The sequence below is a fragment of the Nocardioides sp. P4_G10 genome, assembly GCF_056401175.1.
In genome coordinates, this window is the sequence record NZ_JBFUJV010000012.1 from 24,965 (window position 1) to 44,668 (window position 19,704).

Here is a 19,704-nt window from a genome sequence, read left to right on the forward strand (position 1 = left end):
GCCTCCGACCGCGGTCGGGCGACCTCTGCTCGTCAGAGGGGTGGTGTCAGGTCGAGGGTGAGCAGCGCGCCCAGGACGTCGTCCACCTCCACCACGCGGAGGCCGTCGACCACGCGCCGCGAGGGGATCCCGCGCTCGCTGGGCAACGCCCGTCCGCGGGGGACGACCGCCACCTTGAAGCCGAGCCGCGACGCCTCGGCGATGCGCTGCGGCAGGTCGCGCACCCGGCGCAGCTCGCCGGCGAGGCCGATCTCCCCGATGGCCACGGCGCCGCGCGGTGGCGGCACGCCGAGGTGGGAGCTGGCCACGGCGACCGCGATGGCCAGGTCGGCTGCGGGATCGTGCAGCTTGGCCCCGCCGACCGTCGCGACGAACGTGTCGCTGCCCGCGATCCGGAGCCGGGCGTGTCGTTGGAGGACGGCGAGCACCATGTCGACCCGCGACGACTCCACGCCCGAGACGGTGCGGCGGGGTCGCTCGAGCGGGGACGGCGTCAGCAGCGCCTGCACCTCGGCCAGCAGCGGTCGTCGTCCCTCCATCGTCACGGCCACGCAGGTGCCGGAGACGTCCTGGGTGTGGTGCTCGACGAAGAGCCCGGTCGGGTCGGTGACGGCGGAGATGCCCTCGGAGGAGAGGTCGAAGCAGCCCACCTCGTCGACCGGGCCGTAGCGGTTCTTCATGGCACGGACCATGCGGAAGCGTGAGTTGCGGTCGCCCTCGAAGTGGAGGACCACGTCGACGAGGTGCTCGAGCACCCGCGGGCCGGCGATCGACCCGTCCTTGGTGACGTGGCCGACGATCATGGTGGTGATGTTGCGGGTCTTGGCGACGCGGATCAGCGCGGCGGCGACCTCCTTGACCTGGGTGACGCCACCGGGGACGCCGTCGATGCCCGAGGCTCCGATCGTCTGGATCGAGTCGACGACCAGCAGCGTCGGTCGTACGTCCTCGATGTGGGTGAGCACCGCCCCGAGGTCGGTCTCCGCGGCGAGGAACAGCTCGTCGTGGACGCCGCCGGTGCGGTCGGCGCGCAGCCGCACCTGGGCGGCCGACTCCTCGCCGGTGACGTAGAGGGTGCGCTGCCGGGTGCTCGCGGTCTGCGCGGCCACCTCGAGCAGCAGCGTGCTCTTGCCGACGCCCGGCTCGCCGGCGAGCAGGATCGCGGCGCCCGGCACGAGCCCGCCACCGAGGACGCGGTCGAGCTCGGGCACCCCGCTGGGGCGCGCGACCGACTCCGTGGTCGCGACCTGCCCGATCGGCACCGCCGGCGTCGAGACCGGACCGGCGGCGGCGCGCAGGGTCGGCGCGCCCGCCTCGGCGACGGACCCCCAGGCCTGGCACTCGCCGCAGCGGCCGACCCACTTGGCGGTCTCCCACCCGCACTCCGAGCAGCGGTAGGAGGAGCGCACCCGAGCGGTCTTCGTCGACATGGACCACACGCTAGGCGAGCCCACCGACACCCCGGTGCCCGCCGCGCGCGCCGGTGCTCACCCGTCGGGTGGGCGTGCACGAGCGAGGGCGGGGCTTATGCTCACCTCGATTGGATCGATCTAGGGCGATCGGGAGGGGGAGCCATGGCGCGCAACGAGCATCGGACCGGGAGCACGCTGCCGGTGACGCCGCCCACCCTCGCCGACGTCGCGGAGCGGGCCGGGGTGTCGCGCCAGACGGTGTCCAACGCCGTCAACAACCCCGACCTGCTGCGTCCCGACACCCTCGAGCGGGTGCGCCAGACGATCGCCGAGCTGGGCTACTCGCCCAACCGCGCCGCCCGCAACCTCCGCACCCGGACGTCGTCCCTGATCGGCCTGCGCTTCGCCCCCGCCCAGGAGGGCACCGCCAACGCCGCGATGGACCGGTTCGTGCACTCGCTGGTCGAGGCGAGCGAGGGGGTGGGCTACCACGTCCTGCTCTTCCCGGGCGACGACGAGGACCCGGTCGGCGGCTACGACAACCTGCTGCGCTCGACCGCAGTGGATGCCTTCGTCGTCACCGACACCTACCTCGGCAACCCGCAGGCCGCGTGGCTGAGCCAGCAGCGCGCCCCGTTCGTCGCCTTCGGCCGGCCGTGGGACGACGACGAGGCCCGCCACGTGTGGGTCGACGTCGACGGCGCCGCCGGCATCGCGCTCGCCACCCAGCACCTCATCGACCGCGGCCACACCCGCATCGCGTGGATCGGCTGGCGCAAGGACTCCCCGATCGGCGAGGACCGCCGCTCCGGCTGGGTGCGCACGATGCACAAGAACGGCCTCTCCACCACGGGCATGGCCTCACGTGTCGAGGACGTCGTCCACAGCGGCGCCGAGGCGGCCGCCGTACTTCTGGACGAGTCCGCCCCGACGGCGTTCGTCTGCGCGTCCGACACCCTCGCGATGGGCGTCCTCCACACGCTCTGGATCCGGCAGCTCGCGCCCGGCCGCGACATCGGCGTGGTCGGCTTCGACGACTCCCAGGTGGCCCAGGTCTACCCGGTGGGTCTCACGTCCGTACGCCAGCCGCTGGAGGACGTGGCGGTCGAGATCATCCGCACCCTGCGCGCGCTGCTGTCCCACCAGCCCGTCGAGACGCGCGGCGTCCTCCTCGAGCCGACGCTGGCGATCCGCGAGTCGAGCTGACGCCGGCTCAGAAGTGGCGCCACCAGAGGTTGACCGCGTAGTCGACCTCGGTGCCGGTGTGGGAGGCGAGCGCCTCCTCGGCCGCCTCCGGTGGCAGCTCGATGCGGACGACCGACTCGAGGTCCTCGCGCGAGGTGAAGGACCACCCCATGTCGATCTGCCGGCGCTGCCAGCCGTGCATCGACCAGAACCGCTCCACGGCCTCGGGGTCGACCTCGGGGAAGCCGCGACCGAACCAGCCGCCGAAGGTCGACCGGGTCGGGTCGTTGTCGATCACGAACGCCGTGCCCCCGCGGCGTACGACCCGGTCGAGCTCGCGCAGGCCGGGCTCCGAGCCGGGGCCGAAGAAGTAGGCCCAGCGCGCGTGCGCCACGTCGACGGACGCGTCGGGCAGGGGGATTGCCTGGGCCCCGCCTTCGAGGACGCGCACGTGGGCCAGTGAGCGCGTACGACGACGGGCGAGCCCGACGAGCGGCGGGTGCGGCTCGACGCCGACCACCTGCGCCGCGGACCCGGCCCACAGCGGGAGGTGGAAGCCGCTGCCGCAGCCGACGTCGAGGACCGCGCGCCCGGCCCAGTCGCCGATCTCGCGCATCGCGGTGGCGATCCGGTCGTGGGGGTCGGCGGCGCGGTTCTCGAGCTCGTACAGCTCGGGGGTGTTCCAGATGTTGGGGGAGGGGCGCGGCTTCAGATCCGCACCAGACCGTTGGGGGTCTGGAGCTGGACGGCGACGATGCCGGGGGTGCCGTTGGGGGCGACCCACTCGACCTTCACGTCCTCGAGGGGAGCCTCGACGGTCTCGCCGAGCCACTCGCTGACCCGCTGGGGGTCGCCAGCGATCTCGAGGCAGTCGAGGGAGTACGCGCCGGTCGCGCCGTTGCTGGGGTGGAGGTCCGAGGACGACTGCCACTGGATGAAGAACGGCAGCTGGGGGTCGGAGAGCAGGCCGTTGACGCCGATCTGCTGCCAGAGGAGCTCGGTGCCGTCGGGGCGACGACGGTTGCCCTTGACCGCCTCGCGACCGAGCCGGGACTCGATCTGGGAGATGTCGGCCACGGAGACGACCCAGCCGAGCCAGCCGCCGCCGAGGGCGGAGCGGGCGCGGACGGCCTGGCCGAAGGGGGCCTTGTCGCTGGCGGGGTGGTCGAGGACCTCGACGATCTCCATGTAGATGTCGCCGGCCAGCGGCAGGGTCATGTTGCGGGTGCCGAAACGGGGATGGATCCCCCCGTCGACGAAGTCGGTGCCGAGCAGCCCCCCGATGCGCTGGGCGGTGCTGGCAAGTCCATCAGGTCCGGCGGCGAAGCTGACGTGGTCCAGGCGCATGACCAGATTCTGGTCCGCGCGCATGCCGGCCTTGACACCGGGGTCGGAGTTTCTTGATGTCAAGACGTGCCGGCGAGCCTCAGCATCAGGTCGCGCACGTCGGTCGCGGCCACCGACCCGGCGACCGCGCCGGGGGTGCTGCACACGAGCATGGGGCCGAGAGTGGGGTCCTTCGGCAGCCGTCCGTGGGTGCCGCGCACCGGCGACGGGTCGAGCGGCACGACCTTCATGGCGTACCGCAGCCCGGCCATCTTCCGGGCGAGGGTGAGGCCGGCCTTGAGCTTGACCGCCTTGTCCTCGGGGTCGAAGAACAGCTCGGCGGGGTCGTAGCCCGGCTTGCGGTGGATCTCGACGCCCCGGGCGAAGTCGGGCGCTCGGGCGTCGTCGAGCCAGTAGTAGTAGGTGAACCAGGCGGTCTCGTCGGCGACGAGCACCAGGTCGCCGGAGCGCTCGTGGTCGAGGCCGTACGCCGCCTGCGCGCCGCGGTCGAGCACCTGGTCGACGCCGGGGAGCTCGGCGCACAGCCCGCGGACCGTCTCGAGGTCGGCGGGGTCGTCGACGTAGACGTGCGCGACCTGGTGGTCGGCGACCGCGAAGGCCCGGGAGGTCCACGGGTCGAGGTACTCCATGCCGTCCTGGGTGTAGACCTCGAGCAGCCCGCTGCGGCGCAGCATCCGGTTGATGTCGACGGGCTGGTCGGCGTCGGTGATGCCGTACTCCGAGAGCACCAGCGTGGTGACGCCGGTGCGCTCGGCGTCGTCGAGGAGCGGCGCCAGCGCGCCGTCGATCTCCTGGGCGGCCCGCACGGCCTCGTCGGAGTCGGGGCCGAAGCGCTGGAGGTCGTAGTCGAGGTGCGGGACGTAGCAGAGGGTGAGGTCGCTGCGGGGCATCAGCCGGCGGGTGGCGGCGATGATCCACTCGCTGGAGGCGATCGCGGCGGTCGGGCCCCAGTAGGTGAACAGCGGGAACTCGCCGAGCGCGCCGACGAGCTCGTCGTGGAGCTCGGGCGGGCGGGTGTAGCAGTCGGGCGCCTTCTTGCCGTCGGCGTAGTAGATCGGCCGCGGCGTGACCGTGTAGTCGGTCGTCATGCCCATGGCGTACCACCAGCAGACGTTGGCGACGGTGTAGTCGGGTCGCTCGCGGCGGATCGTCTCCCACACCTTCTCGCCGTCGACGAGCTTGTTGTGCTGGCGCCAGAGGAAGACCTCGCCCAGCTCGCGGAAGTACCACCCGTTGCCGACGGCGCCGTGTCCCGACGGCGGCAGGCCGGTGAGGAACGTCGACTGCACGGAGCAGGTGACGGCCGGGAGGATCGGCTCCAGGGTGGCCTGCGAGCCCGCATCGGCGAGGCGGCGCAGCCGGGGCATGTGCCGGAGCAGGTCGGGGGTCAGGCCGACGAGGTCGACGACGAGCAGCTTGGGGTGGGCCACGGTGGCGTCCTGTCTGGGTGGGGGCGGAGAAAGGGAGGAGGGGGAGGTCAGTCGAGCGAGGTGAGGCCGAGCCCGACGAGCTCGTCGCGGACCCACGCCAGCTCGGCGGCGAGCCCGGCGGCGAGGGCGTCGTCGTCTGCGGGGGCGCCGTCGGGGAGGACGGACCAGGTGTAGGTCTCGACCTCGAGGTGGTCGGTGCGGGCGGTGTCGCCGCCGAGGAGGGCCGCCAGCGAGGCGCGGAGGTCGTCGCGGCTGTTGCGCAGCGGCGGGGCCGGGTCGGCGTGGACGGGCACGTGGAAGTGCACCCGCCACGGCGACCTGTCGTCGAGGGGTCGGCGTCCGTCGAGGGCGTCGGGGAGGTCGTCGCGCGACGCGAGCCGCTGGCCGACGCGCTGGCGCACCTGGTGCAGGAAGCGGTCCTCGGAGTACGACGTCAGCGCGGCGCGGGCGGCCGGGTCGGCCGGGTCGTCGACGACGAGCGCCGCGGCCGGCTGCACCTTGACCACGTCGAGGCCGGCGGCGTCGAGCCGGGCGAGCGCGTCGGTCGCGTCCTCGAAGCCGACGGCGAGGTGGCAGAGGTCCAGGCACACACCGATCCGCTCGCGGTCGGCCGCGTCGAGCCGCTCGACCGCCTCGGCGATGGTCTCGATGACGCAGCCCGGCTCGGGCTCGAAGGCGACCCGGACGGTGCGCCCGGTCTCGGCCTCGACCTCGGCCAGCCCCTCGGCCAGGGCCTTGAGGTGCAGCTCGGCACTCGACTGCCGGTCGGCCAGCCACGGCGCGCGCCAGGCCAGCGGCAGGGTCGAGATGCTGCCCCGGACGGCGTCCTCCGGCATCAGCGCGGCCAGCACGCGGGCCACGTCGAGGGTGTAGTCGAGACGGGAGCGCTCCGCCCAGGTCGGGTGGTAGACGCGCTTCTTGACGACCTCGTCCTGGAAGGCGGCGTAGGGGAAGGCGTTGAGGGTGACGATCTCGACGCCGTGCTCGTCGATCGCGTCCCGCAGTCGGGCCACGGCGTCGAGGTCGGAGGCGAGGCGGCGCGCCGCGGCGGCCGGGAGCCACATCCCGAGGCCGACGCGGTCGGTGCCGAGGTGCTGGCGCAGCCGGTCGCCGTACGTGCCCACCTGGGCGATCAGCCCGTCGACGTCCTCGGCCGGCAGGACGTTGGTGCCGTAGCCGAGGTGGACGACGGTTCCGTCGGGGTGCTGCAGCCTCATCGTCAGTCCCGTGAGCCGCGCAGGATCGAGTTGCCCTCGAAGGTCGCGGAGGCGTCGGCGCCGGCGGAGCCGTCGTCGGCGAGGTCCGGGTCGACGAGCAGCCGGCCGCTCTGGCCGAAGAACTCGATCGGGTTGCGCCACAGCACGCGGTCGACGTCGTCGGCGGAGAAGCCGGCCTCGAGCATCGCCGCACCGGTCTTCGAGGTCTTGAGCGGGTCGCTGCGGCCCCAGTCGGCGGCAGAGTTGACCAGCACCCGGTCGAGGCCGCGGCGCTGCAGGATCGCGACCATCCGGTGCTCGTCCATCTTGGTGTCGGGGTAGATCGAGAAGCCCATCCAGCAGCCGGCCTCGTCGACCTGGTCGACGGTGACCTCGTTGAGGTGGTCGACGACGACCATGCCGGGCGCGAGGCCCGACTCGGTGACGAGCTCGAGGGTGCGGCGGGTGCCCTGCTCCTTGTCGCGGTGGGGCGTGTGGACCATCGCCGGCAGCTCGAACTCCACGGCGAGCTCCAGCTGCCGCGCGAACGCCTTCTCCTCCTCGACGGTCATCGAGTCGAAGCCGACCTCGCCCACGGCGACCACGCCATCCTTGGCGAGGTAGCGCGGGAGCACGTCGAGCACCTCGGCGCACCGCGGGTCGTTGGCCTCCTTGGGGTTGAGCGCGATCGTGCAGTGGTGGGCGATGCCGAACTGCGAGGCGCGGAACCGCTCCCACCCGACGAGGGCGTCGAAGTAGTCGGTGAACGACCCGACGGTGGTGCGCGGCTGGCCCAGCCAGAACGCCGGCTCGACGAGCGCGCGGACGCCGGAGGCGTACATCGCCTCGTAGTCGTTGGTGGTGCGCGAGGTCATGTGGATGTGCGGGTCGAAGATGCGCATCAGGAGTCCTTCTGCTGGTCGTGCCGGGTGGAGGCGGCGCAGGAGTCGAGGACGACCTGCACGTCGAGGGGTACGTCGCGCCCGGCGGCCTCGCGCTCGCGCTGGTAGCGCCGCACCATCTCGGCCAGCTCGCGGTCGGCGCGGCGCGCGAGCCCGGTGGCCGACGCGACGGGCACGCCGGTGAACAGGCACTTGAGGACGCCCTGGCGCCACGAGTCGTCGTCCAGCCGGTCGCTGTGCGGGCCCATCGCGGCGGCGACGAGGCGGGTGTCGTTGGTGCGGAGGGCGTCGAGCAGCAGGTCGGTGCCGTCGACGTCGTCGGGTGCGCCGGACAGGGCGTGCAGGACCGCGCGCTTCTCGTCGTTGTCGCCGTAGCGGTAGACCTCGCGCAGCTCGGCCAGGAGCGCCGCGGGGTCGAGGGAGCGCGCGGCGGTCTGCACGAGGGAGACGCGTACGGCGTCCTCGAGCAGGACGTCGTCGGCTCCGGCGAGCGGGCCGCGGCCGGTCTTTCGGGCGGCCGCGGGGAACGCCCGGCCCAGCCGCGAGGGGTCCTCGGCCACCTCGGCGGTCAGCGCGTCGAGCTGCGCCTGCGCGTGCTCGTCGAGCGCCTGTCGGATGGTGTCGTCGGCGGCCAGCGGACGGATCTCGGTCACGGCGTGGGTCCTTCCCTGTCGGAGTCGGCGAGGCGGGCCAGGGAGGCGCGCAGGGCGGCGATCTGTCGCGCGGCGACCGTGGGCGCCGCGTGGGAGTGGCGGGGCAGCTCGATGCTGGCGAGGCCGGTGAAGCCGGTGGCCAGGAGGGCGCCGAGGACCGCGTCGAGGTCGAGGGTGCCAGTGCCGAGCTCGAGGTGCTCGTGGACGTCGCGCACCATGTCGTCGACCTGCACGTTGCCGATGAGCGGACCGGCGACGGCGATGGATGCCTCGGGGCTGCGCGGCTCGTTGCAGACGAGGTGGCCCAGGTCGAGGGTCAGCCGGAGGTGGTCCGGCTCGCCGAGCCGGCGGCGCAGCTCGAGCGCCTCGTCGACCGTGTCGACGTGCATGCCGGGCTCGGGCTCGAAGCAGACGGTGACGTCGAGCTCGTGCGCGAGGTCGAGCACCGGGCCGAGGCCGTCGGTGAGCCGGCGCCAGCCGTCCTCGGCGCTGGCGCCCTCGGGCAGGACGCCCGACCAGCACGACATCGCGTCGGCCCCCAGCTCGGCGGCGATGCGCACGGCACGGGTCAGGAGCTCGACCCGCGGGCCGCGGTCGCCGTCGCTGACCAGGGTGGGCTCGTGCTTGTGCCACGGGTCGAGGACGTAGCGCGAGCCCGTTTCGATGACGACGGCCAGCCCGTGGTCGGCGAGCGACTTCGCGGCGCGCGCGGTCTGGGCGGCCGCGTCGTCGGCGAAGGGGTCGAGGTGGGGCTGGTCGAGGGTGAGGGCGACGCCGTCGTAGCCGAGCCCGGCGATCACCGCGCAGGCGTCGGGGAAGCGGTGGCCGGAGAAGCCGTTGCTGCCGTAGCCGAGGCGGAGGCCGCCCGGTGCCGGGGCGCTCACGTCGGGCTCCAGCGGCGCGACAGGGCGCGGTAGGCCGGGCCGGCGCCCACGACGGTGGCGGCAGCGCCCAGCCGGCCGCGGCGGGCGAGCCAGGCGCCCTGGAGGAGCGAGAACCCGCCGATCCCGGTGCGGGTGGCGGCGCGGGCCGCCTCGGCCGTGGGCTGCTGCGCCGCGCGGGCCTGGGCGCGCCCGACCACGACGGCGTACGCCGCCGACAGGCCGACGCCGGCCGTGCGGGCGAGGCGACCGGAGTGCGGGTCGTGGAACGCCGCGTGGGCCGTGGCGGCGGCCACCGCGAGGGTGCCTGCGGTCACCGCTCCGGCTACCTCGGGGCGGGTGCCGTGCACCTCTCCACGGCTGAGCCAGGTGAGGCCCGCAGTGTGCGCGGTCATCGCGAGGGCGGGCTGCCACGCGCTGGCGGGGGAGGCGTGGGCGCCGAGGAGGACGTCGAGCCCCCGCGTCGAGGCCATCGCGAGGGGCCCGACGGCCGCGTCCTTAGCGACGGCGTCGTAGGCCACCACCATGAGGGCGAGCGGGGCCGCGACCGCGACGGCCGAGCGACCGCCGACGAGGGCGGCGACGCCGAGACCGGCCGCGCCGAGCCCGGCCGCGACGGCGAGGGCTGCGTCGGGGCTGACCCGGCCCGAGGGGATCGGGCGCTCGGGGCGCTCCTCGGCGTCGACGTGGCGGTCGCACCAGTCGTTGAAGGCCATCCCGGACCAGTAGAGACAGGTGGAGGCGATCGGCATCGCCCAGCCGCGCCCGGCGGTCGCCGCGTGCGCGGCGCCGGACCACGCGTCGCCGGGGATGGAGAACGCGGCGGGTGCCCGGGTCAGCTCGACGAGGTCGGCGACCCTCACGTCGTCACCCGGTCGGCGCAGTCCGTCGACCAGGCGAGCAGGGCGTCCCACTGCTGCGCGAGTCGGTGCTCCTGCGAGCCGATCGGCTGCTTGAAGAAGAAGCCGAGGGCGGCCAGGGGGCCGGTCTCGCCGACCGCCACCGCCCGCGAGGTGAGGCGCGCGAGGTCGAGGACCAGCGGCGCTGCGAGGGCCGAGTCGCAGCCCTCCCAGGTGAACTGCATCGTCATCCGGGTGCCGAGGAAGCCGTCGAAGCGGACGTGGTCCCAGGCGGTCTTCCAGTCACCGAGGTCCTCGACGTAGTCGATGTGCATCGGGCCGGGCACCGGGTGGCCGAGCATCGACTCCAGGCCGGTGCGCTTGGTGCTCGTCTTGCTCTCTCGGGCGGCGGGGTCGGACAGGGTGGACCCGTCGCCGCCGCCGAGCAGGTTGATCGAGGTCCACGACCGCACGGCCAGCGACCGGGTGGAGAACATCGGCGCCAGCGCCGACTTCACCAGGGTCTCGCCCGTCTTGCCGTCGCTGCCGGCGTAGGGGAGGCCTCGATCGGCGGCGAGCTCGACCAGGGCGGGGACGTCGATCCCGGGGCTCGGCGTGAAGGCGACATAGGCCGCTCCGGCCAGCACGGCGGCACAGGCGTAGACCGAGCTCGGCGAGAGGGGCGCGCGGCCGGCCGACCAGGCGGCCTCGAGGTCGGCCCAGGTGGCGGCGTCGGTGCCGGCGTCGTGCGGCGGCTCGGTGCTCGACACGTCGACGACGACGACCCGGTCGACGCCGGCGGCGAACTCGCGGATGTCGTCGGCGAGCCGGTCCACGTCGGCGCGCTGGTCGGTGGAGTCGCTGTGGCGCACACCCGGGCGCAGCCGGGCCTCGGTCGCCTCGAGCTCGGCGGCGACCTGGTGCGCGAGGATCCCCGGCACCACGCCGCCCGCCACGAGGCGCTCGGCCTGCTTGACGAGCGGGAGGGTGTCGACGTCGTGGCCGCCCACGACGATGTCGGCGTACGCCGGCAAGCCGCGCGAGTCGAGGTCGGGGTGGGCGCAGACGCAGCCGGTCTCGTCGGTCAGGTGGGCGGCGAGGGCGCTCAGGCCGATGGTCGCGGTGGTCGCGAGCGAGCCGCGAGCGCCGATGAACCAGATGCCGAGGGTGCCGCCGGGGCCGTGATCCTCGGTCCGGGGGTTGGGGGAGGGTGCCACCTGTCGAAGGTAATGCACGTCACAACCACTTTCAACGCCGGGTCCAGCACTTTTGTCCGGCCGTCGCTCAAAAGTGACGCGGTGACGCGGGGTGCAGTGCGAGCGCGGATCGCGAAACCACGTGGGCCTCGCAGTGCCGCACCAGCTCGGCGTACGCCTCGGCGCCCATCAGCTCGACGAGCTCGGGCTCGTGGGTGAGGTAGACCGGCTCGGGCGCGACGTGCGCCTCGGTGTTGCCGGAGCAGTACCAGTCGAGGTCGTGGCCGCCCGGGCCCCAGCCGCGGCGGTCGTACTCGCCGATCGAGACCTCGGTGTAGGACGTGCCGTCCTGCCGCTCCACCTCGCGGAACTGGCGGCGGATGGGCAGCTGCCAGCACACGTCGGGCTTGGTCTCGAGCGGGTTGCGCCCCTGGCGCAGCGCGAGGCCGTGAAGGGCGCAGCCGGCTCCGACGTGCCCGGTGTCGTTGGTGAAGTCGGTGCGGTTGTGGAAGACGCACGCCTGCTGTCCGTCGACCTCGACGACCCGCGTCTTGCGCTCGCCGTCGTCGTCGGTCTCGATCCAGTCCGCCTTGCGCACCGACCGACCCGGGTGGAGCTGCCAATCGTCGGGGGTGAGCTCGCCGACGAACGCGGCGACCCGCTTCTCGTCGTCCCGGTCGGCGAAGTGGGCGCCGAGGGTGCAGCAGCCGACGTCGGGGGCGTCGGCGTAGATGCCCTGGCACCCCTGGCCGAAGATGCACGTGTAGGCCGAGGTCAACCACGTCAGGTCGCAGCGGAACACCTGGGCGTCGTCAGCGGGGTCGGCGAACTCGACGAACGCACGGGGGAAGACCAGGTCGACTTCGGGCACGCACAGAGCCTAGTGGCGCCACCCCGGCCTAGTAGCGTGGCAGGCATGCGCCTGGGCGTCCTCGACATCGGATCCAACACCGGCCACCTGCTGGTGGTCGACGCACACGGTGGCGCGGCCCCCCTCCCGGCCTCCTCGCACAAGCAGCCGCTGCGCCTGGCCGAGCACCTCGACGAGGACGGCGCGGTCACCAAGAAGGGCATCAAGGCCCTCACGGACTTCTGTGCCTCCGCGACCCAGATCGCCGAGGACAAGGGCTGCGAGGAGATGCTCGGCTTCGCCACCTCGGCCGTGCGCGACTCGGTCAACTCCGACGAGGTGCTCGCCCACGTCGAGAAGCACAGCGGCGTGGCGCTCGAGGTGCTGTCGGGGGAGGACGAGGCGCGCCTGACGTTCCTGGCCGTCCGCCGCTGGTTCGGCTGGTCGGCCGGAAGGCTCGCGGTCTTCGACATCGGCGGCGGCTCGCTCGAGATCGCCGGCGGCGCCGACGAGGCCCCCGACGTCGCCTGGTCGCTCCCGTTGGGCGCCGCGCGGATGGCGCGGACCTGGTTCGGCGGCGGCCGGCCCTCCGACGACGACGTACGCGCGCTGCGCAAGCAGGTGCGCGCGGAGATCGCCCGTGACGCCGGCCACCTGCTGCGCGGCGGGGTGCCCGACCGGGCGGCCGCGACCTCGAAGACCTTCCGCTCCCTGGCGCGCATCTGTGGTGCCGCACCGAGCGGCGACGGCCCGCTGGTGCCGCGCGCGCTCGAGCTCGAGACGCTCTCGGGCTGGATCCCCAAGCTGATGGACATGTCCGCCGACGACCTCGCCGACCTGCCCGGCGTCTCGCCGAGTCGCACCCACCAGATCGTCGCGGGTGCCCTCGTCGCCGAGGCCTGCATGGACATCTTCGACCTGCCCGAGCTCGAGATCTGTCCGTGGGCACTGCGCGAGGGCGTGATCCTCGAGCGGCTCGACCAGATCTCGGTCATCACCAGGGTGCGCTGACGATGGCCACGTCCTCGTCCGTCCCGCTGGTCGGGCTCTCCTCCGCCTCGGTCTACCCGGAGTCGACGGCGCACGCCTTCGGGTGGGCGGCGCAGCTGGGCTACGACGCGGTCGAGGTGATGGTCGGCATCGACTCGCTGAGCCAGCAGGTCGACGCGGTCAAGAAGCTCAGCGACCACCACCAGGTGCCGATCTGCGCCGTGCACTCCCCCTGCCTGCTCTTCACCCAGCGGGTCTGGGGCACCGACCCGTGGGTCAAGCTGGAGCGCTCGGCCGAGATGGCCGACGCGGTCGGGGCCGACGTGGTCGTGGTGCACCCGCCGTTCCGCTGGCAGAAGGACTACGCCGCCGGCTTCGTGGAGGGCATCGCGTCCCTCGAGGCGCGCACCGGCATCGCCTTCGCGGTGGAGAACATGTATCCGTGGCGCGCGTCCTCGCGCCGCGGGATGGAGATGTACCTGCCCGGCTGGGACCCGAGCTCGGAGAGCTACGCCAACACCACGATCGACCTGTCCCACGCGGCCATCGCCCGCAGCGACGTCATCGAGATGGCCGACCGGATGGGCGACAGCCTGCGCCACATCCACCTCACCGACGGCACCGGCTCGGCCAAGGACGAGCACCTCGTGCCCGGCCGCGGGGTGATGAAGGCCGAGGCGTTCCTGCGCCACCTCGCCGGTCGGGGCTTCTCCGGCCACGTCGTGCTCGAGATCAACACCCGGCGGGCCGCCAGCAAGAGCGAGCGCGAGGCCGACCTGCGGGAGTCGCTGGAGTTCGCCCGCGCGCACCTCGCCGTACCCACGCCATGAGCCCCCCGGCGACGACCCCTGCCCGTCAGCGCACGTCCCGCGGTCGGCGCCCCGGAGCCCCCGACACCCGGGCCGAGGTCCTCGCCGCCGCGCGGGCGTCGTTCGCCGAGAAGGGCTTCCGGGGCACGACGATCCGCGCCGTCGCGGCGTCCGCCGCTGTCGACCCTGCGCTCGTGCACCACTACTTCGGCAGCAAGGACGACCTCTTCCTCGCCGCGCTGGAGATGCCCGTCGACCCCCGCGAGCTCCTGGCTCCCGTGGTCGCCCAGGGGCCTGACGGCGCCGGGGAGCGGCTCCTTCGCACCTTCCTGTCGGCGTGGGACGATCCTGACATCCAGGTACGGCTGCTCGCGGTGGTCCGCTCGGTGCTCAGCGAGGACGGCGCGACCCTGCTCAACGAGGGCTTCATCCCGGTCGTCGTCGGCCCCGTGCTCGCGCAGCTCGTGGTGGACCGGCCGGAGGTGCGCGTCCCTCTCGTCGCCAGCCAGGTCGTGGGGCTCATCGTCACCCGCTACCTCCTCGCGCTCCCACCGATGGCCGAGATGTCGGCCGACGACGTCGTGGCCCGGGTCGGCCCGGTCCTCCAGCACTACCTGACCGGCGACCTGCCCTAGCCGCCGTACTGCTCCTCCATCCGTCGAGCGGTGGCCCACCCACATCCGGCAGGCTGCGAATGTGGCTCCGACACCGCCGGCCGGCGAGTTGCCGCGTGGCGCGCCGGCGAGCGGTGGCCCACCCACGTTCCAGACGTCAGAATTGTCGCTGGACCACCGCTGGCGGGCCTTGACGCGCCACCACCCCGGGCGCACAATTCAACACATGATGAAAAACGTCGTGGAGGTGCGCGACCTCGTCGTCGTACGCGGCGAGCGCGAGGTGCTGCCCGGCATCTCGCTCGACGTCCCGGCGGGCGTCACCGGCCTGCTCGGGCCGAGCGGCTGCGGCAAGACGACGCTGATGCGCTGCCTGGTCGGGGCGCAGCAGGTGCGGTCCGGGACCGTCGAGGTGCTGGGGGAGCCGGCGGGGAGCCGGCCGCTGCGGACCCGAGTCGGCTATGTCACCCAGGCCGCGAGCGTCTACGACGACCTCACCGTCGCGGAGAACCTCGCGTTCTTCGCCCGCGTGCTCGGGGTCGACCGCGCCCAGGTCGACGAGGCCGTCGACGCGGTCGGCCTCGACGACCACCGCACCCAGGTCGTGGGCCGGCTCTCCGGCGGCCAGCGCAGCCGGGCCAGCCTGGCCGTGGCCCTGCTGGGTACGCCGGACCTGCTGGTGCTCGACGAGCCCACGGTCGGCCTCGACCCGGTGCTGCGCCGCGACCTGTGGGACCTGTTCCACCGGATCGCGGACCGCGGGGCCGCCGTGCTGGTCTCGAGCCACGTCATGGACGAGGCCGAGCGCTGCCACCGGCTCCTGCTGATGCGCGAGGGCCGGATCATCGCCGACGGCTCGCCAGACGAGATCCGCCGCAGCACCGGGGCCCCCGACATCGAGCAGGCGTTCCTCCACCTCGTCGAGGGGCCGGGTGGTGCGAGATGAACGCGCGCGTCACCCTCGCCGTCGCCGGCCGCGTCCTCACGCAGGTCCGTCGCGACCACCGCACGCTGGCCATGCTGCTGGTGGTCCCGTGCGTGCTGATCACCCTGCTGTGGTGGATGTTCGCGGACCTGCCCGGCGACCTCTTCGACCGCTTCGGGCCGGGCCTGCTGGCGATGTTCCCCTTCATCGTGATGTTCCTGGTGACGAGCGTGACGACGCTGCGCGAGCGGTCGTCCGGCACCCTCGAGCGGCTGCTCACGATGCCCCTCGGCAAGCTCGACTTCCTGCTGGGCTACGCGATCGCCTTCGGCCTGCTGGCGGCGGTGCAGTCGACGCTCGCGGTCGCCGTCAGCGTCGGCCTGCTGGGCCTCGACGTCTCCGGCCCGGTCTGGCTCCTCGGTGTCGTGGCCGTCGCCGACGCCGTCCTCGGCACGGCCCTCGGGCTGCTGGTGAGCGCCTTCGCGACCACCGAGTTCCAGGCGGTGCAGTTCATGCCGGCCTTCGTGCTGCCCCAGATCCTGCTCTGCGGGCTCTTCGTGCCCCGCGAGGCGATGCCCACCGTGCTCGAGGCGATCAGCAACGTGCTGCCGTTGTCGTACGCCGTCGATGCCATGCAGGAGCTCGTCGGAGCGGCCGACACGAGAGCGGTGTGGCGCGACGTGGCGGTCGTGTCCGGCTTCGCGCTGGGTGCGCTCGCGCTGGGCGCCGGGACCCTCAGGCGCCGGACGCCCTGACCCGGATCCGCCGGTCTCTCACCTGCTGCGCGTCACCATGCGGGCGCGCTGGCTGCGTTGTCGGGCGCTCGACGGGCCTAGCGGCCCGCCTTCGGCCCTCCGCCTTGCCATCACGCCCGCCTGATGTCGCTCGCGACGGCGTCGACCGGCGGCTCCGGGACCCGGCTGAACAGCCACGCCCCCGCCGCGAACAGGCCGGCGTACATCACGGTCAGCATGATGACGTCGGCGATCGACGCGGCCGCGTCGTCGGCGGCGACCAGGACGACGGCGACGACACCTGCGACGACCGTGGTCGCGGCAGCGGCACCGAGGGCCAGCACCATGCCGCCCGGCCGGAACCGGGTCGCCACCGCGACGACCAGCAGGACCGCCGGGGCCGCCAGGTAGAGCCAGTCGCGGTCGCCGTCGCCCACGATGCCGAGGGCCCCGATGCCCAGCAGGAGGAACAGGACGGTGCCGACCGCCACGGCCAGCGCGAGGGCGTACCGGCTGGTGGGGGAAGCGAGGGTGGAAGTCATGCCGACGACGCTAGGAGAACACCGACCCCGAAGGGGTGGAGGAGCTGTGAAGGTTCGGTGGAGGTCGGCGTAGCCTTGCCGCCATGTCGTTGCTCCGCCAGCCGATCCTGCTCCTCGCCCGCAGCCAGGGGGTCAAGAAGCTCGTCTCGACGATGCCGGTCTCGAGCTCCATCGTGACCAGCTACGTGCCGGGCGAGACGACCGGCCACGCGGTGGCGGCGACGTCGGGCCTGGTCGACGATGGCCTGCGGGTGACGCTCGACTACCTCGGCGAGGACACCACCGACGCCGCCCAGGCCGACGCCACGGTCGCGGCCTACAAGGAGCTCCTCGCCGACCTCGCGGCCAAGGGCCTCGCGCCGCACGCGGAGGTCTCGGTCAAGCTCAGCGCGATCGGCCAGTTCCTCCCCGACAGCGGCCACAAGGTCGCCCTGGAGAACGCCCGCGACATCTGCCGCGCCGCCCGCAACGCCGGCACCACGGTGACCCTCGACATGGAGGACCACACCACCACCGACTCGACGCTCTCGATCCTGCGCGAGCTCCGCAAGGACTTCCCCGAGACCGGCGCCGTGCTGCAGGCGATGCTGCGCCGCACGGAGGCCGACTGCCGCGCCCTGGCCTACGAGGGCTCCCGGGTGCGGCTGTGCAAGGGCGCCTACATGGAGCCCGAGAAGGTCGCCTTCCAGGACCGCATCGACGTCGACAAGTCCTACGTCCGCTGCCTCAAGGTGCTGCTGAGCGGCCAGGGCTACCCGATGATCGCCACCCACGACCCGCGCATGGTGCAGATCGCCTCGTCGCTCGCCAGTCGCTTCGGCCGGCGGCCCGGCACCTACGAGTTCCAGATGCTCTACGGCATCCGCCCCGAGGAGCAGAAGCGCCTCGCGGCCGCCGGCGAGACCGTGCGCGTCTACATCCCCTACGGCACCGAGTGGTACGGCTACCTCATGCGCCGGCTGGCCGAGAAGCCGCAGAACCTCGGGTTCTTCGTCCGCTCCCTGGTCTCCAAGAAGTGAGACCACCGCGTCCGCGACGTAGGAGCGGGCGCGTCGTGGTCCAGATTGACCAAGCACCGCGGTCGAGGGACGAGACCGCGACGTGCACGTCGAAATCGATCGACAGCCCGCAGTAGATTGGCGCCATGAGCACTGCGATCATCGGCGCCGGCGTCATGGGCGAGACCCTGCTGTCCGGACTGGTGCGCGCCGGGCGCCGCGTCGACCAGCTGATGGTCGGTGAGAAGCGCGCCGAGCGGGCGCGTGAGCTCGAGGAGCGCTACGGCGTGGCCGTCGTCTCCAACCGCCAGGCCGCTGCCAAGGCCGACACCGTCGCGCTGGTCGTCAAGCCTCAGGACATGGGCGACGTGCTCGACGAGATCGCCCCCGACCTGCGTGCCGGCCAGCTGCTCGTGTCGCTCGCCGCCGGCATCACGACGTCGTTCATCGAGTCGCGCGTGCCCGACGGCGTCGCGGTCGTCCGGGTCATGCCCAACACCCCGGCGCTCGTCGACGAGGGGATGGCCGCCATCGCGCCCGGCTCGCACTGCGACGAGTCGCACCTGACGGAGGCCGAGTCGCTGATGGCCTCCACGGGCAAGGTGCTGCGCATCCCGGAGAAGCAGATGGACGCCGTCACCGCGATCTCCGGGTCCGGGCCTGCCTACATCTTCTTCGTCGTGGAGTCGATGATCGAGGCGGGCGTGCACCTCGGCCTGCCGCGTGCCACGGCCACCGACCTGGTGGTGCAGACGCTCGTCGGGTCGGCCGCGATGCTCCGCGAGACCGGCACCCACCCCGTCGTGCTGCGCGAGCAGGTCACCTCGCCGGGCGGAACGACCGCCTCGGCATTGCGCGAGCTGGAGGTGCACCGCGTGCGTGCGGCCTTCCTCGCCGCGATGGAGGCCGCCCGCAACCGTTCTCGCGAGCTGGCCGAGGGCAGCTGACCGCTCGGGGTGGGAGTAACGTCCGCCACATGGAGTGTGCTGGGCCAGCGTCCGTCGTCTTCGACCAGACTCTCTGTGAGTACAACTTCGGGCCCACCCACCCGATGTCGCCGGTGCGCGTCGACCTGACGATGCGCCTGGCCGACGAGCTCGGGGTGCTCGAGGGGATCAAGCGCGTCGACGCCCCGGTGGCCACCGACGAGCAGATCGCGACCGTGCACGACCAGGGCCTCATCGACGCGGTCACCCGGGCCGGCGCGACGCCCGGCTTCGAGGACGCCGCCCGCGGCCTCGGCACGGAGGACGACCCGGTCTTCGCCGACATGCACGTCGCCAGCGCCCACGTCGTCGGTGCCACGTTGGAGGCGTTCCGCCAGGTCTGGAGCGGGGAGTCGCTCCATTCGGTCAACATCGCCGGCGGCCTGCACCACGCGATGCCCGACAAGGCCAGCGGCTTCTGCATCTACAACGACGTCGCGGTGGGCATCACGCAGCTGCTCGCCGACGGTGCCGAGCGGGTCGCCTACGTCGACATCGACGTCCACCACGGCGACGGCGTCGAGAAGGTCTTCTGGGACGACCCGCGGGTCCTCACCATCTCCCTGCACGAGACCGGGCAGATGCTCTTCCCCGGCACCGGCTTCCCGAGCGACACCGGCGGCCCCGGCGCAGAGGGCACGGCGGTCAACGTCGCGCTCCCGCCCGGCACCGCCGACGCGGGGTGGCTGCGCGCGTTCCACGCCGTCGTGCCCCCGATCCTGCGTGAGTTCTCCCCGCAGGTGCTGGTCACCCAGCACGGCTGCGACTCCCACATGAACGACCCCCTCGCCCACATGATGCTCAGCGTCGACGGCCAGCGGGCGGCCTACCTCGCCCTCCACGAGCTCGCCCACGAGGTCGCCGACGGGCGGTGGGTCGTCACCGGCGGCGGCGGCTACTCCGTCGTCGACGTCGTGCCGCGCGCCTGGACGCACCTGCTGGCCATCGTGGCGGGCACCCCGATCGATCCCGAGCAGGCGACGCCTCCGGCGTGGCGGGCGTACGTCGAGGAGGTGCTCGGTGCCACCGCACCGCACCGGATGACCGACGGACGCACGCCGGCCTACCGCGACTGGTCGGGCGGCTACGACCCGGAGACCTGGCTGGACCGCGCCATCAACGCCACGCGCACAGAGGTCTTTCCCCTCCACGGGCTGGACCCGTTGCCCTGAGGCAAGCCGACACGCCGCAGTCCCACAAGTTTCTCTGGCATTA

21 protein-coding genes are annotated in these 19,704 nt (G+C 73.1%); 9 read left to right on the forward strand and 12 right to left on the reverse strand.

Going from position 1 to position 19,704, the window contains the following annotated elements:
• Nucleotides 1-32: 32 nt before the first annotated feature.
• Complete coding sequence (gene radA / locus AC1DP1_RS13540) at nt 33-1,430, reverse strand: DNA repair protein RadA (RefSeq protein WP_457192376.1); 1,398 nt, start codon at nt 1,428-1,430, stop codon at nt 33-35.
• 144 nt (nt 1,431-1,574) lie between these two features.
• Between radA and AC1DP1_RS13545 the strand changes: the two genes are divergently transcribed.
• A complete protein-coding gene (locus AC1DP1_RS13545; protein WP_457192374.1) occupies nt 1,575-2,618 on the forward strand; it encodes a LacI family DNA-binding transcriptional regulator in 1,044 nt (347 codons plus the stop codon).
• A 7-nt stretch (nt 2,619-2,625) separates the two neighbouring features.
• Here the strand turns inward: AC1DP1_RS13545 and AC1DP1_RS13550 are convergent, their stop codons facing one another.
• The 10 genes from AC1DP1_RS13550 to AC1DP1_RS13595 form a co-directional block, all read right to left on the reverse strand.
• The gene (locus AC1DP1_RS13550; RefSeq protein WP_477507281.1) at nt 2,626-3,213 is read right to left on the reverse strand and encodes a class I SAM-dependent methyltransferase; all 588 of its coding nucleotides are present in this window, start codon (nt 3,211-3,213) and stop codon (nt 2,626-2,628) included.
• A 92-nt stretch (nt 3,214-3,305) separates the two neighbouring features.
• On the reverse strand, nt 3,306-3,944 hold the full coding sequence (locus AC1DP1_RS13555) for a VOC family protein (RefSeq protein WP_457192371.1): 639 nt from the start codon (nt 3,942-3,944) through the stop codon (nt 3,306-3,308).
• A 59-nt stretch (nt 3,945-4,003) separates the two neighbouring features.
• The gene (locus AC1DP1_RS13560; RefSeq protein ID WP_477507282.1) at nt 4,004-5,374 is read right to left on the reverse strand and encodes an alkaline phosphatase family protein; all 1,371 of its coding nucleotides are present in this window, start codon (nt 5,372-5,374) and stop codon (nt 4,004-4,006) included.
• A 47-nt stretch (nt 5,375-5,421) separates the two neighbouring features.
• Complete coding sequence (gene eboE / locus AC1DP1_RS13565) at nt 5,422-6,591, reverse strand: metabolite traffic protein EboE (RefSeq protein WP_477507283.1); 1,170 nt, start codon at nt 6,589-6,591, stop codon at nt 5,422-5,424.
• Nucleotides 6,592-6,593: 2 nt separating this feature from the next.
• Nucleotides 6,594-7,472 (reverse strand): TatD family hydrolase, encoded by an 879-nt coding sequence (locus tag AC1DP1_RS13570; protein WP_477507284.1) that lies wholly within the window; start codon nt 7,470-7,472, stop codon nt 6,594-6,596.
• The gene (locus AC1DP1_RS13575; protein ID WP_477507285.1) at nt 7,472-8,125 is read right to left on the reverse strand and encodes an EboA domain-containing protein; all 654 of its coding nucleotides are present in this window, start codon (nt 8,123-8,125) and stop codon (nt 7,472-7,474) included. The genes AC1DP1_RS13570 and AC1DP1_RS13575 overlap by 1 nt, the downstream gene beginning before the upstream one ends.
• Nucleotides 8,122-9,009 carry a sugar phosphate isomerase/epimerase family protein gene (locus AC1DP1_RS13580; protein ID WP_477507286.1) on the reverse strand — a complete coding sequence of 296 codons (888 nt, stop codon included), beginning with the start codon at nt 9,007-9,009 and terminating at the stop codon, nt 8,122-8,124. The genes AC1DP1_RS13575 and AC1DP1_RS13580 overlap by 4 nt, the downstream gene beginning before the upstream one ends.
• A complete protein-coding gene (locus tag AC1DP1_RS13585) occupies nt 9,006-9,869 on the reverse strand; it encodes an SCO3242 family prenyltransferase (RefSeq protein WP_477507287.1) in 864 nt (287 codons plus the stop codon). Before AC1DP1_RS13585 ends, AC1DP1_RS13580 begins: the two co-directional genes overlap by 4 nt.
• Nucleotides 9,866-11,062 (reverse strand): inositol-3-phosphate synthase, encoded by a 1,197-nt coding sequence (locus tag AC1DP1_RS13590; protein ID WP_477507288.1) that lies wholly within the window; start codon nt 11,060-11,062, stop codon nt 9,866-9,868. The genes AC1DP1_RS13585 and AC1DP1_RS13590 overlap by 4 nt, the downstream gene beginning before the upstream one ends.
• Nucleotides 11,063-11,129: 67 nt before the next feature.
• A complete protein-coding gene (locus AC1DP1_RS13595; RefSeq protein WP_477507289.1) occupies nt 11,130-11,912 on the reverse strand; it encodes a DUF3109 family protein in 783 nt (260 codons plus the stop codon).
• Nucleotides 11,913-11,957: 45 nt separating this feature from the next.
• Here AC1DP1_RS13595 and AC1DP1_RS13600 point away from each other — a divergent pair, with 45 nt between their 5' ends.
• The 5 genes from AC1DP1_RS13600 (at nt 11,958) to AC1DP1_RS13620 (ending at nt 15,984) form a co-directional block, all read left to right on the forward strand.
• Complete coding sequence (locus tag AC1DP1_RS13600) at nt 11,958-12,902, forward strand: Ppx/GppA family phosphatase (RefSeq protein ID WP_477507290.1); 945 nt, start codon at nt 11,958-11,960, stop codon at nt 12,900-12,902.
• A 2-nt stretch (nt 12,903-12,904) separates the two neighbouring features.
• The gene (locus AC1DP1_RS13605) at nt 12,905-13,711 is read left to right on the forward strand and encodes a sugar phosphate isomerase/epimerase family protein (RefSeq protein WP_477507291.1); all 807 of its coding nucleotides are present in this window, start codon (nt 12,905-12,907) and stop codon (nt 13,709-13,711) included.
• Nucleotides 13,708-14,325: a TetR/AcrR family transcriptional regulator gene (locus AC1DP1_RS13610; RefSeq protein WP_477507292.1), complete on the forward strand. Its 618-nt coding sequence runs from the start codon at nt 13,708-13,710 to the stop codon at nt 14,323-14,325. The genes AC1DP1_RS13605 and AC1DP1_RS13610 overlap by 4 nt, the downstream gene beginning before the upstream one ends.
• Nucleotides 14,326-14,530: 205 nt before the next feature.
• On the forward strand, nt 14,531-15,250 hold the full coding sequence (locus AC1DP1_RS13615) for an ABC transporter ATP-binding protein (protein ID WP_457191699.1): 720 nt from the start codon (nt 14,531-14,533) through the stop codon (nt 15,248-15,250).
• Nucleotides 15,247-15,984 (forward strand): ABC transporter permease, encoded by a 738-nt coding sequence (locus tag AC1DP1_RS13620; RefSeq protein ID WP_457191697.1) that lies wholly within the window; start codon nt 15,247-15,249, stop codon nt 15,982-15,984. The genes AC1DP1_RS13615 and AC1DP1_RS13620 overlap by 4 nt, the downstream gene beginning before the upstream one ends.
• 110 nt (nt 15,985-16,094) lie before the next feature.
• On the opposite strand, the gene AC1DP1_RS13625 is transcribed toward AC1DP1_RS13620, so the two are convergent.
• Nucleotides 16,095-16,505, reverse strand: a complete 411-nt coding sequence (locus AC1DP1_RS13625; RefSeq protein WP_477507293.1) for a hypothetical protein — start codon at nt 16,503-16,505, stop codon at nt 16,095-16,097.
• An 83-nt stretch (nt 16,506-16,588) separates the two neighbouring features.
• On the opposite strand from AC1DP1_RS13625, the gene AC1DP1_RS13630 reads away from it, so the two are divergent.
• The 3 genes from AC1DP1_RS13630 to AC1DP1_RS13640 all read left to right on the forward strand — a co-directional run bounded on the left by AC1DP1_RS13630 (nt 16,589) and on the right by AC1DP1_RS13640 (nt 19,661).
• A complete protein-coding gene (locus tag AC1DP1_RS13630; protein ID WP_477507294.1) occupies nt 16,589-17,524 on the forward strand; it encodes a proline dehydrogenase family protein in 936 nt (311 codons plus the stop codon).
• 125 nt (nt 17,525-17,649) lie between these two features.
• Nucleotides 17,650-18,450: a pyrroline-5-carboxylate reductase gene (proC, locus tag AC1DP1_RS13635; protein ID WP_457191691.1), complete on the forward strand. Its 801-nt coding sequence runs from the start codon at nt 17,650-17,652 to the stop codon at nt 18,448-18,450.
• 29 nt (nt 18,451-18,479) lie between these two features.
• On the forward strand, nt 18,480-19,661 hold the full coding sequence (locus AC1DP1_RS13640; protein WP_457191685.1) for an acetoin utilization protein AcuC: 1,182 nt from the start codon (nt 18,480-18,482) through the stop codon (nt 19,659-19,661).
• Nucleotides 19,662-19,704 lie beyond the last annotated feature (43 nt).

Excerpts from the sequence above, each read along its gene's own strand:
- radA (WP_457192376.1), bottom strand. The coding sequence starts at position 1,430 with ATGTCGACGAAGACCGCTCGGGTGCGCTCCTCCTACCGCTGCTCGGAG.
- AC1DP1_RS13545 (WP_457192374.1), top strand. The coding sequence starts at position 1,575 with ATGGCGCGCAACGAGCATCGGACCGGGAGCACGCTGCCGGTGACGCCG.
- AC1DP1_RS13550 (WP_477507281.1), bottom strand. The coding sequence starts at position 3,213 with ATGCGCGAGATCGGCGACTGGGCCGGGCGCGCGGTCCTCGACGTCGGC.
- AC1DP1_RS13555 (WP_457192371.1), bottom strand. The coding sequence starts at position 3,944 with ATGCGCCTGGACCACGTCAGCTTCGCCGCCGGACCTGATGGACTTGCC.
- eboE (WP_477507283.1), bottom strand. The coding sequence starts at position 6,591 with ATGAGGCTGCAGCACCCCGACGGAACCGTCGTCCACCTCGGCTACGGC.
- AC1DP1_RS13570 (WP_477507284.1), bottom strand. The coding sequence starts at position 7,472 with ATGCGCATCTTCGACCCGCACATCCACATGACCTCGCGCACCACCAAC.
- AC1DP1_RS13600 (WP_477507290.1), top strand. The coding sequence starts at position 11,958 with ATGCGCCTGGGCGTCCTCGACATCGGATCCAACACCGGCCACCTGCTG.
- AC1DP1_RS13605 (WP_477507291.1), top strand. The coding sequence starts at position 12,905 with ATGGCCACGTCCTCGTCCGTCCCGCTGGTCGGGCTCTCCTCCGCCTCG.
- AC1DP1_RS13610 (WP_477507292.1), top strand. The coding sequence starts at position 13,708 with ATGAGCCCCCCGGCGACGACCCCTGCCCGTCAGCGCACGTCCCGCGGT.
- AC1DP1_RS13615 (WP_457191699.1), top strand. The coding sequence starts at position 14,531 with ATGATGAAAAACGTCGTGGAGGTGCGCGACCTCGTCGTCGTACGCGGC.
- AC1DP1_RS13620 (WP_457191697.1), top strand. The coding sequence starts at position 15,247 with ATGAACGCGCGCGTCACCCTCGCCGTCGCCGGCCGCGTCCTCACGCAG.
- AC1DP1_RS13625 (WP_477507293.1), bottom strand. The coding sequence starts at position 16,505 with ATGACTTCCACCCTCGCTTCCCCCACCAGCCGGTACGCCCTCGCGCTG.
- AC1DP1_RS13630 (WP_477507294.1), top strand. The coding sequence starts at position 16,589 with ATGTCGTTGCTCCGCCAGCCGATCCTGCTCCTCGCCCGCAGCCAGGGG.
- proC (WP_457191691.1), top strand. The coding sequence starts at position 17,650 with ATGAGCACTGCGATCATCGGCGCCGGCGTCATGGGCGAGACCCTGCTG.
- AC1DP1_RS13640 (WP_457191685.1), top strand. The coding sequence starts at position 18,480 with ATGGAGTGTGCTGGGCCAGCGTCCGTCGTCTTCGACCAGACTCTCTGT.